The sequence below is a fragment of the Microbacterium sp. genome (assembly GCF_036566905.1).
Classification (GTDB): Bacteria; Actinomycetota; Actinomycetes; order Actinomycetales; family Microbacteriaceae; genus Microbacterium.
In genome coordinates, this window is record NZ_DATCVK010000161.1 from 1 (window position 1) to 10,750 (window position 10,750).

Below are 10,750 nucleotides of genomic sequence, written 5' to 3' on the forward strand. Positions count from 1 at the left end.
GCCGGCGCGCACACGCTGTGGGACACGCTCGACGGACGCACCGCCGACGACGTCATCGCCTTCCACGCGGCGCACCGCGCACGCGTCCACGCCTCCGACCCGGCCGAGGAGATCGCCCGATGACTGAGAACCTCGCCACCGCGGCGGTACGACCGAGCGGCCCTTTCCGCCTCGGCGACCGCGTGCAGCTCACCGGCCCGAAGGGCCGGCTCCACACGATCACCCTGCGCGAGGACGGCGAACTGCACACGCACCACGGCGTCCTCAAGCACACGCAGCTCATCGGCCAGCCGGACGGGTCGGTGGTGGCCAACAGCGGCGGCCACGAGTACCTCGCGCTGCGCCCGCTGCTGCGGGACTTCGTGATGTCGATGCCGCGCGGCGCCGCCATCGTCTATCCGAAGGATGCCGCCCAGATCCTCGCCGAGGCCGACATCTTCCCGGGCGCCACGGTGGTGGAGGCCGGGGTCGGATCGGGGGCACTGTCGCTGTGGCTCCTCCGGGCGATCGGCGACCACGGACGCCTGGTGTCGTTCGAGCGCCGTGACGACTTCGCCGCCGTCGCCCGCGCGAACGTCGAGACCTTCATCGGCGACGTCCCCGCGAACTGGGACGTGGTCGTCGGCGACCTGGCCGAGGAGCTCACCGACACGGTGGCCCCGGCATCCGTCGACCGCGTCGTCCTCGACATGCTGGCGCCGTGGGAGTGCATCGACGTGGTCGCCGAGGCGCTCACGCCCGGCGGCGTGGTCGTCTGCTACGTCGCGACCGCGACCCAGTTGAGCCGCGTCGCGGAGTTCATCCGCGGCACCGGGCTGTTCACCGAGCCCGACGCGAACGAGACGATGGTGCGCGGCTGGCATGTCGAAGGACTGGCCGTGCGTCCGGACCACCGCATGGTCGCGCACACCGGCTTCCTGATCTGGGCGCGGCGCCTGGCACCGGGGGCCGTGGCACCCGAGGTCAAGCGCCGGGCCTCGAAGTCTAGCTACGGCGACGAGGACGTCGAGCTGTGGACGCCGGGAGCGGTCGGCGACCGGCAGATCACCGACAAGAACCTGCGCAAGCGCGTCCGCGAGGCCGAGCGTGCCGCAGAGGGGGCCCGTCAGGCGGCGGGACGCGCGGGCGAGCCCGACGCCACCGCCTAGACTGTTCCGGTGCGCAAGATCCCCGCTGCCCTCGCCGTCCTGGGACTGGTGACCGTCGGTCTGGCCGGATGCTCGATGCCCGGCTCGTCGTCCGACTGCTCCCGTCCCGCCGTGTCCGACGCCGACGTCATGGACCTCATCGACGTCACCGGCGACACCGAGGACCAGCCCGAGGTCGACGTGTACACGCCGCTGCACGCGCCGCACCTGGCCTACGAGGACGTCGTCACCGGTGACGGCACGCCGATCACGGCACAGAACCAGCTCATGGTGGTCGACGTCGCACTCTTCAGCGGCACGACCGGGGAGCCGATCGTCGCGACCGCGTATGACGGCGACCTGTCGCGCGTCTCGTCGCCGGATCAGTGGACGACGAACTTCCCGGGCTTCGAAGACGCCCTGCAGTGCGTCACCGAGGGCTCCCGCGTCGCGGTCGCGCTCTCGCCCGACGACATGTCGCCCGACGTCTCGGTCGGCTTCGGCCTGGACGAGGAAGACACCGTCGTCGCCGTCATCGACCTGCGCAAGGTGTACCTCCCCGCCGCGGACGGTCAGAACCAGTTCAACAGCGGCTTCGGCCTGCCCACCGTCGTGCGTGCGCCCGACGGCCAGCCGGGCCTGATCATCCCCGACGGCGCCCCGCCGACCGACCTGGTCGTCCAGACCCTGAAGAAGGGCGCCGGCGAGACGGTGACCGGCGACCAGCCGGTGCGCGTCCACTACAGCGGTGTCGTCTGGGGCGAGGACGAGACGTTCGACAGCACGTGGGGCGATCAGCCGGTGTCGGTCACGGCCGACTCGGTCGTCCCCGGTTTCGCGAAGGCGCTCGATGGCCAGACCGTCGGCTCGCAAGTGCTGGTCGTCGTCCCGCCCGACCAGGGCTACGGCGACGACGCCAACGGCGCCGTGCCCGCCGGGTCGACGCTCGTCTACGTCATCGACATCCTCGGCGTCGACGTCCCGCCGGCGGAGTGACCGCGGTCCGCGACCCGGGTCGCGGGCGGCTCTAAGATAGGCGGGTGCCTGCCACTGCCGCCGCGAAGATCCCGCCCGAGGAGCGCCTTGTCAACCTCGTGGTGGCCCTCATCGCGACCGACCAGGGGCTGACGAAGGACACCATCCTGACCTCGGTCGCCGGCTACCGCGAGCAGAGCGAGGCGGGCGCATCGAAGGATGCGCTCGAGAAGATGTTCGAGCGCGACAAGGAGTCGCTCCGCGGCCTCGGCGTGCCGATCGAGACGATCGGCGACTGGGCGGACCCCGACGACCTGCGCGAGGCGCGCTATCGCGTGCCGAGCGCCGAGTACGAGCTGCCCGAGGACATCGAGTTCACGCCGGCCGAGCAGGCGCTCCTCACCCTCGCCGGCGGCGTGTGGAGCCAGAGCTCGATGTCGGACGACGCCCGCAGCGGTCTGCGGAAGATCCGCGCGCTCGGCGATCTCGTCGACGAGCCCATCATCGGATTCTCGCCGCGCCTCAGCCTGCACGACCCCGCCTTCCCCGGGCTGCAGCAGGCGATCGAGTCGAGCCGCGTGGTCACCTTCCCGTACCTCAAGCCGGGGGAGGAGGCTCCTCGCATGCGGCGTGTGCAGCCTCTGGCCCTCATCGAGTACGAGGGCCGCTGGCACGTGTTCGGCATCGACCTCGACGTGCGCGCAGACCGCACCTTCCTGCTCCAGCGCATCGTCGGGCCCGTCACCCTCACGCGCACCTCGTTCGACCCGGCGCTGCGCGAAGGCGCGGGGGAGCGTGCGCTGGCGGGCCTCGACGAGGTCGCCGCCCGCAACTCGGCCCTCCTCGAGGTCAACCCCGGCACCGAGGCCGCGCTCCGGCTCGCCCGCCGCGCGAAGCCGGCCGAGCAGGGCATCCGCGTGCCGTATGTCGACGCCCACATCTTCGCCGACGAGCTCGCCTCGTACGGTCCCGAGGTGCGTGTCGTCGCGCCCGCAGATCTGCGCGACCGCGTGATCGACCGCCTCGCCGCCACACGCGACCTGCATGCGGGAGCGTCGACGGACGTGAGGAGCCGGTCGTGACGGCCCGTAAGCCACTGGTGGCGACCGATCGCGCCGCCCTCATGCTGCAGCTCGTGCCGTACCTCATCGGCAAGGGCGAGGTCTCGCTCGCCGAGGCCGCCGACGAGTTCGACGTCTCATCCGAGCAGATGCGGTCGATGGTCGAGAAGCTGACTGTCATCGGCCTTCCCGGCGACCGGGGCTACTGGCAGATGTCGAACGACCTGTTCGACATCGACTGGGACCTCCTCGACGAGCGCGACCTGATCGTCATCACGAACTCGGTCGGCCTGGAGCGGTCGCCGAAGCTCACCGCCCGCGAAGCCGCGGCGCTGCTGGCCGGTCTGCAGCTGGCGCGTTCCATCCCGGGCGTGGGCGAAACCGAGCTCTACGCGGGGCTGCTCGCAAAGCTGGCGCGCGGAGCGTCCGCCACGCCGGCCGAGGTGATCCTGGCTCCCGAGCCGGTCGACGCCGTGCGCGACCTCGTCGCCGACGCGCTACGTCGCGGCGTCGCCGTCTCGTTCACGTACAAGGCGCCCGACGCCGCCCCCACGACCCGCACCGTCGATCCGGTCAAAGTGCACATCGCGAGCGGGCAGTGGTACCTGCAGGGCTGGTGCCATCTGCGCGAGGCGATGCGCACGTTCCACCTTGACCGCGTCAGCGACCTCGAGCTCACCGGCATCCCGAGCACGCACGCGGGAGATCAGGCGCCGGACTGGTTCGACACCGACGCCGGCGACGTCGTCGCCCGCATCCGCTTCCCCGAAGAGGTCGCGCCTCTGCTCGGCGACTACCTCGACCGCGCGACGCTCGAGACGTCCGGTGGAGTCACGATCGCCACCATGCGGGTCGCGGATGAACTGAGCCTGCGCCGTCTCGCGGCACGCCGCGGCGGCGCCGTCGAGGTGCTCGAGCCCTCCGGCGCGCGCAGGGCCGTGGCCGAGTGGGCCGAAGCCGGCTTGGCGCAATACCGCTGAGGGCGGCTCGGAGCCGCCGTCACAGGGTTACACTGGAGCCACATCCGCACCGACAAGGAGACTCCGCATGGGCGCATTCGGATGGCCGCATCTTCTGATCATCCTCGCGGTGATCCTGCTCCTCTTCGGGGCTGCAAAGCTGCCGGCTCTCGCCAAGAGCCTCGGTCAGTCCGCCCGGGTGTTCAAGGGCGAGATGAAGGCGATGAAGGAGGACGACTCCTCGGCCAAGTCGAAGGCCGAGAACGTGTCGTCGGAAGCTCCGAAGGCCGAAACTCCGGCGAGCTCGAGCAGCACCGCAGACCCGTCCTCCTGACCCGGCGTGGTCACCACGGATCCACCGCGCATCGAGGAGCCCGAGCAGCCTCGGCGCGATAAGCGGATGTCCCTCGGCGGGCATCTGCGCGAACTGCGGAAGCGATTCTTCATCGCGGCGGCCGGCCTCGTCGTCGGCATGGTGGTCGCGTTCCTCATCAGCGGCTGGGTGATCGACCTTCTGTCGCAGCCGATCGTGGAGATCGCCGGGGAGCGGGGCGACCAGTACATCGCCCTCAACTTCACGACCGTCTCGAGCGGCTTCGACCTGCACATGCGGATCGCGTTCGCGATCGGCCTGCTGATCTCGGCGCCGGTGTGGCTGTGGCAGATCTGGGCGTTCATCATGCCCGGGCTCACGCGCAAGGAAGTCCAGTACACGGTCGGCTTCCTGGCCGCGGCGATCCCGCTCTTCATGGCCGGCCTGTACGTCGGCTGGCTGATCATGCCGCACATGGTCGTGCTGATGTCGAACTTCGTGCCGAACGACCAGGGCATCGCGCAGTTCTACGACTACGCCACGTACTACGACTTCGTCTTCAAGCTGCTGCTGGTGATCGGAGTCTCGTTCGTGACCCCGGTGTTCCTCGTCGCACTCAACCTTGCGGGCGTGGTCTCGGGCCGCGACATCCTGAAAGGCTGGCGCGTGGCGATCATCATCATCACGGTCTTCGCCGCCGCGGCGACGCCCGCCGCCGATGTCACCTCGATGCTGCTTCTCGCGGGGATCCTCTGCGTGCTGTACTTCGCCGCGGTCGGGCTGTCCATGCTGTTCGACCGCCGCAAGGCGAAGCGCGCGGCCAGGCTCCTCCCGCCCGAGGTGCCGTGAGCGACCCCGCTCCCGCCGAGCGCTATGCGCGAGCGAGCGCGTCCGCCCGGCTCGACCGCACGCACCCGCTGACGGCCGCGTTCGCGGCGTCGCAGCGGTTCACGCTCGACCCGTTCCAGATCGAGGGATGCCGCGCGCTCGAGGACGGACGGAGCGTTCTGGTCGCCGCGCCCACCGGCGCGGGCAAGACGATCGTCGGCGAGTTCGCCGTGCATCTGGCCATGCAGACGCCGGGCGACAAGGCGTTCTACACGACGCCGATGAAGGCGCTGTCGAACCAGAAGTTCCGGGAGCTGCAGGACGTCTACGGCGCCGACGAGGTGGGTCTTCTCACCGGCGACACGAACATCAACGGCAGCGCACGCATCGTCGTCATGACGACCGAGGTGCTGCGCAACATGCTCTACGCCGACTCCCCGGCGCTCCGCGGCCTCCGCTACGTGGTAATGGACGAGGTCCACTACCTCGCCGACCGGTTCCGCGGCGCGGTGTGGGAAGAGGTCATCATCCACCTCGCGCCCAGCGTGCGACTGGTGTCGCTGTCGGCGACCGTGTCGAACGCCGAGGAATTCGGCGACTGGCTCGACACCGTGCGTGGCGACACCGAGGTGATCGTCTCCGAGACCCGCCCGGTGCCCCTCGAGCAGCACGTGCTGGTGCGCGGCGACCTCCTGCCGCTGTTCGACGACCGCGCCGGCATCGCGACGGCGCAGGTCAACCAGGAGCTCATGCGCATCCGGTCGTTCAAGGGGCCGAACTTCGAGAACAACAGGCGCGCGCAGCAGCTGCGCAGCGGCGACCGCGGTGAACGCGCTCGCTACGCAAGCGGCGGGTACGAGGCACCCCGTCGTCGTCCGAGCCGGGGCAACAAGCGCCCGGTGCGCTCGGCGAACGTGCAGCGCATCGAGCGCCTCGATCGCCCGGACGTCGTCGAGCTGCTGTCGCGGGCGAACCTGCTGCCGGCGATCTTCTTCATCTTCAGCCGCGTGGGCTGCGACGCGGCCGTGCAGCAGGTCCGGCGTGCCGGCGTTCGCCTGACGTCGCAGGACGAGCGTCGCGAGATACGCGCCGTGATCGAGGAGCGCACCCGCACCCTTCTCGAGGAGGATCTCGCCGTCCTGGGCTTCTGGGAGTGGCGCGAGAATCTCGAGCGGGGCGTCGCCTCCCACCACGCCGGGCTGCTGCCGGCGTTCAAAGAGGTCGTCGAGGAGCTCTTCCAGCGCAAGCTCGTCAAGGTCGTGTTCGCGACCGAGACCCTCGCGCTCGGCATCAACATGCCCGCCCGCACCGTGGTGCTCGAGAAGCTCGAGAAGTTCAACGGCGAGGCGCGCGTCGCCATCACGTCGGGCGAGTACACCCAGCTCGCCGGCAGGGCCGGGCGTCGCGGCATCGACGTCGAGGGCCACGCGGTGATCCAGTGGACCGAGGCGCTCGACCCGCAGGCGGTCGCCGCCCTGGCGTCGCGGCGCACGTATCCGCTGAACTCCAGCTTCCGCCCGACCTACAACATGGCCGTCAACCTCATCGACCAGTTCGGCCGGGCGCGAGCGCGCGAGATCCTCGAGTCGTCCTTCGCCCAGTTCCAGGCCGACCGCGCGGTGGTGGGTCTGGCGCGGCAGGTCCGTGAGCAGGAGGAGTCGCTCGCGGGGTACGAGAAGGCGATGACCTGCGACCGCGGCGACTTCGCGGAGTACTCGGGCATCCGCCGCGAGCTGAGCGATCTTGAGAAGGTGAACCGCAAGGACGTCAGTGCCTCGCGGCGCACGCGCGACGAGCGGCAGCGCCAGATCTCGAGCCTGCGCAGGCGCATGCAGCGGCATCCGTGTCATCAGTGCCCGGACCGGGAGCATCACGCCCGCTGGGCCGAGCGCTACTGGAAGCTCAAGCGCGAGATCGACAAGATGCGGCGTCAGATCGACACCCGCACCGGAACGGTGGCGCGGATCTTCGACCGCGTCGTCGACGTGCTGGGCGCGCTCGAGTACGTGGCGGTCGCCGACGACGGGGTCACGACGCTCACCCCCGCCGGCCGCACGATGCGACGCATCTACGGAGAACGCGATCTGCTGGTGGCCGAATCGCTGCGCCGGGGGATCTGGAAGGACCTGGATGCCGCGTCCCTCGCCGCGCTCGCCTGCTCACTGGTCTACGAGCCTCGCCGTGACGACGCCGGGCCGGGGGAGCGGGGGCTGCCCCGCGGCGCGTTCCGGACGGCGTTCGAGGCGACGACATCCCTGTGGCAGGAGCTCGACGACCTCGAGCGCGAGCACCGGCTCCCCGGCAGCGAGCCCGTCTCTGCAGGCCTTGCCCAGGCGATGCACACGTGGGCGCGCGGCGGCATGCTGGATCGCGTGCTGACCGAGGCCGACATGGCCGCGGGCGACTTCGTCCGCTGGGCGAAGCAGACGATCGACCTGCTCGACCAGCTGTCGATCGTCTCGGACCAGCCCGTCGCGGGCACCGCGCGCAAGGCGCTGGATGCCGTCCGCCGCGGCATCGTCGCCTATTCGGCCGTCTGACCCCGCGGCCGCAGAGCATCGTCGTCACGCTCGCCTAGGGTGGAATCCGTGCCACCCGACGCGCCGTCCCGCCCACCGCTGCCGCGCCCGCTCCTGCCCCTGTGGGCGGCGGTCATCGCGGCGGCCGCCGGTGGTCTCATCCTCACGACGGCCTTCCCCGCGCTCGCGTGGTGGCCGATGGTGTTCGTCGCGATCCCGCTGACACTGATCAGCCTCATCGGCCGCCGGGCGTGGGGCGCCGTCCTCGTCGGCCTGGTCTTCGGCCTGGCGTTCTTCCTGGTGAACGTGTCGTTCACCGCGCGCTATCTCGGCCCCGTGCCGTGGCTTGCCCTTGCGACCCTCGAGGCGCTTCTCACGGCGGTGACGGCGGTCCCGATCGCACTGGCCTACCGGTGGCTCCCGCGGGTGCGGACGGGCCCGTGGGCGCGCCTGGTGGCCCTGCCCGCGATCGTGGGCGCCCTGTGGGTGCTGCGGGAGCAGCTGCTCGGCACCTGGCCGTACGGCGGCTTCCCGTGGGGCCGCGTCGGCATCTCGCAGGCCGACAGCCCGCTCGCGAGCGTGGCGTCCTGGGTGGGCGTCGCAGGGCTGTCGTTCTTCATCGTCATGGTGTGCGCGAGCGCGGTCGAGTGGGCGCGGATGCGCCGGTATCGCGACCTGCGTACGGCGGTCCCTGTCGCCGTCGTCGCGATCCTGCTGTTCGCGCTGCCGCAGTTCCCGACGACGGATGCGGGCACCATGCGCGTCGGGGCGGTTCAGGGCAACGGTCCCGCCGGCTACTTCGACGAGCGCGGCCGCAACGACGTGCTGAACGCACAGCTGCAGGCGACGGCTCCGCTCTTCGGCGAAGACCTCGACGTGCTGCTCTGGCCGGAGGGCGGCGTCGACTCCGACCCGACGGCGAACGCGAGCACGGCCGCGACGCTGGACGCACTGGCAGATCGGCTCGATGCGCCGCTCGTCGTCGCGGCGGTCACGCAGCGCGGCGACGAGTACTTCAATTCATCGCTGCTGTGGGAGCAGGATGCCGAGAACCCGGTCGACGTGTACGACAAGCGGCATCCCGTGCCGTTCGGCGAATACGTCCCCGATCGCTGGCTCTACCGCCTGTTCGCGCCGGACCTCATCGATCTCGTGCAGCGGGAGTACACACAGGGCGGCTCCCGGCCGTTCTTCGACGTCGACGGTGTCGGCGTCGGCCTGGCGATCTGCTTCGACGTGATCTATGACGACGTCATCTGGGACGGCGCGCAGGACGGTGCCGAGATCTACATGTTCCAGACGAACAACGCCGACTTCCGCGGCACGGACGAGAACCTGCAGCAGCTCGCGTTCGCCCGCATGCGCGCGGTCGAGACGGGGCGCTCGGTCGTCAACATCTCGACGGTCGGCACGAGCCAGATCATCGCCCCCGACGGCGCGGAGATCGCCGGCATCCCCGCGGACACCGCCGGCCACATGCTGGAGGATGTGCCGCTGCGCACCGGGCTCACGCCCGCAGTGACCTTCGGTGGCGCGATCCAGCTGCTGCTCGTGTGGGGCGGCGTGATCGCGCTGATCTGCCTCGGAGTGCTCGGCCGCCTGCGCCCCGGGAACGCGAAAACGCCGGCCCCGTAGGGCCGGCGTCGCGCGGATGCGGGTCAGGCGCTGAGCTTGTCCGCCGTGACGTTCTCACCGGCTCCGCGGCGTGCGCGGATGTAGGCGAGACGCTCCTCCAGGAGCTCTTCGAGCTCGGGAAGGGTGCGGCGCTCCAGGAGCATGTCCCAGTGGCTGCGCGGGGTCTTGTCGCCCGAGTGATCGACGGTCGCGGTGCCGTCGCCCACCCGCAGCAGCGCCTCGGCGCCGCACGTGCGGCACTCCCAGGCGGGCGGAACCTCGGCGTCGGCCGCGAAGGTCAAAGTCGTGTCACGTCCACACGAACTACACGTGTAGATATGCTGTGCGCGCTCATGGAACACGACGCCCTCTTCGCTCTGTAGGCTCTGGGCGCCGAGTCGGATGCCGCGCAGACTGCGGTCTGCCATTTTGTGGTCCTCTCGTCGCTGTACAGGTATAACGAAGTGACCTGTGCGGATCATCCGAAGGAGCCCTGTTCATCGACCTTTCACAGTGGATGCACAGCGGGGCTCGCGGTCGGTCGTGCGAGCGTGCTATGTCAGTGCGGAGAGCGCGACGTCGGCGCGATCGGTGACGATGCCGTCGACGCCCATCGAGACGAGGCGGGTCATGTCCTCGGGGTCGTTCACCGTCCATACGTGGACCTCGACGTCGTGCCGGTGCGCGGCGGCGATGAGGCGCGGCGTGACGATGCGGAGGCGCCCCTGACGCTCCGGCACCTGCAGCGCGTCGATGCCTGAGAGCGCACGGGCCAGCAGCCGATCCGACCGCGACGCGACGGCGGCCAGTACGCGCCCGATGGTGCCGCGGCCGGCCGACGTCGCAAGGCGAACGCCGCGGCCCGCCGCCACAGCGGCATCGAGGGCAGTGCGCCGGCGCGCGTCGGAGAAGCTCGTCAGCAGCACGCGGTCGCCGAAGGCCGCGACCGTCGTGCCGACGGCGGACGCGGCAGCCGTCGCCTTCACGTCGAGGTTGAACCTCGTCGCCGGGAACGCGTCCAGCGCCTGAGCGAGCGTGATGAGCCCGCCGCGTCCGGTCATGAGCTCCTCGAGCTCGCGCACGGGGATGTGGGCGACCTTGCGCGGGTCGCCGGTCACGCGCGACAGGTCGTCGTCGTGGAAGAGCACCGCCACGCCGTCCGCGGTGAGGTGGCAGTCGGACTCGACGTAATGCGCCCCGGCGGAGTGCGCGGCGGCCACGGCGGCGAAGGAGTTCTCCACGATGCCGCCGCGGGCGGCGTCGGGCGTCACGAGTCCGCGGTGCGCGAGGACGCGCGGCGTCGCGACGCCGGTGAACCACGGGTGGGTCACGGGGTGGGCGGGGTGACTGCGGG

10 protein-coding genes are annotated in these 10,750 nt (G+C 70.7%); 8 read left to right on the forward strand and 2 right to left on the reverse strand.

Features of this window, described 5'->3' with window-relative positions:
• The first annotated feature begins 119 nt into the window (after window positions 1–119).
• The 8 genes from VIP82_RS12195 to lnt all read left to right on the forward strand — a co-directional run bounded on the left by VIP82_RS12195 (window position 120) and on the right by lnt (window position 9,417).
• Entirely contained in the window at window positions 120–1,148 is a 1,029-nt protein-coding gene (locus tag VIP82_RS12195) for a tRNA (adenine-N1)-methyltransferase (protein ID WP_331908920.1), read from the forward strand.
• Between the two features lie 9 nt (window positions 1,149–1,157).
• The gene (locus VIP82_RS12200) at window positions 1,158–2,123 is read left to right on the forward strand and encodes an FKBP-type peptidyl-prolyl cis-trans isomerase (protein WP_331908922.1); all 966 of its coding nucleotides are present in this window, start codon (window positions 1,158–1,160) and stop codon (window positions 2,121–2,123) included.
• A 44-nt stretch (window positions 2,124–2,167) separates the two neighbouring features.
• The gene (locus tag VIP82_RS12205) at window positions 2,168–3,184 is read left to right on the forward strand and encodes a helix-turn-helix transcriptional regulator (protein ID WP_331908924.1); all 1,017 of its coding nucleotides are present in this window, start codon (window positions 2,168–2,170) and stop codon (window positions 3,182–3,184) included.
• Window positions 3,181–4,143, forward strand: a complete 963-nt coding sequence (locus VIP82_RS12210) for a helix-turn-helix transcriptional regulator (RefSeq protein WP_331908926.1) — start codon at window positions 3,181–3,183, stop codon at window positions 4,141–4,143. The genes VIP82_RS12205 and VIP82_RS12210 overlap by 4 nt, the downstream gene beginning before the upstream one ends.
• Before the next feature lie 67 nt (window positions 4,144–4,210).
• Window positions 4,211–4,456 (forward strand): Sec-independent protein translocase subunit TatA, encoded by a 246-nt coding sequence (gene tatA, locus VIP82_RS12215; protein ID WP_308867352.1) that lies wholly within the window; start codon window positions 4,211–4,213, stop codon window positions 4,454–4,456.
• Window positions 4,457–4,522: 66 nt separating this feature from the next.
• Window positions 4,523–5,284 (forward strand): twin-arginine translocase subunit TatC, encoded by a 762-nt coding sequence (gene tatC, locus VIP82_RS12220; RefSeq protein ID WP_331908934.1) that lies wholly within the window; start codon window positions 4,523–4,525, stop codon window positions 5,282–5,284.
• On the forward strand, window positions 5,281–7,803 hold the full coding sequence (locus VIP82_RS12225; protein ID WP_331908928.1) for a DEAD/DEAH box helicase: 2,523 nt from the start codon (window positions 5,281–5,283) through the stop codon (window positions 7,801–7,803). The genes tatC and VIP82_RS12225 overlap by 4 nt, the downstream gene beginning before the upstream one ends.
• A 48-nt stretch (window positions 7,804–7,851) precedes the next feature.
• The gene (gene lnt, locus VIP82_RS12230; RefSeq protein ID WP_331908930.1) at window positions 7,852–9,417 is read left to right on the forward strand and encodes an apolipoprotein N-acyltransferase; all 1,566 of its coding nucleotides are present in this window, start codon (window positions 7,852–7,854) and stop codon (window positions 9,415–9,417) included.
• Between the two features lie 23 nt (window positions 9,418–9,440).
• Here the strand turns inward: lnt and VIP82_RS12235 are convergent, their stop codons facing one another.
• Both VIP82_RS12235 and VIP82_RS12240 read right to left on the reverse strand, forming a co-directional pair.
• A complete protein-coding gene (locus VIP82_RS12235; protein ID WP_331908932.1) occupies window positions 9,441–9,824 on the reverse strand; it encodes an RNA polymerase-binding protein RbpA in 384 nt (127 codons plus the stop codon).
• Between the two features lie 126 nt (window positions 9,825–9,950).
• Window positions 9,951–10,727 carry a glycerophosphodiester phosphodiesterase family protein gene (locus VIP82_RS12240; protein ID WP_331908936.1) on the reverse strand — a complete coding sequence of 259 codons (777 nt, stop codon included), beginning with the start codon at window positions 10,725–10,727 and terminating at the stop codon, window positions 9,951–9,953.
• Window positions 10,728–10,750: the final 23 nt, after the last annotated feature.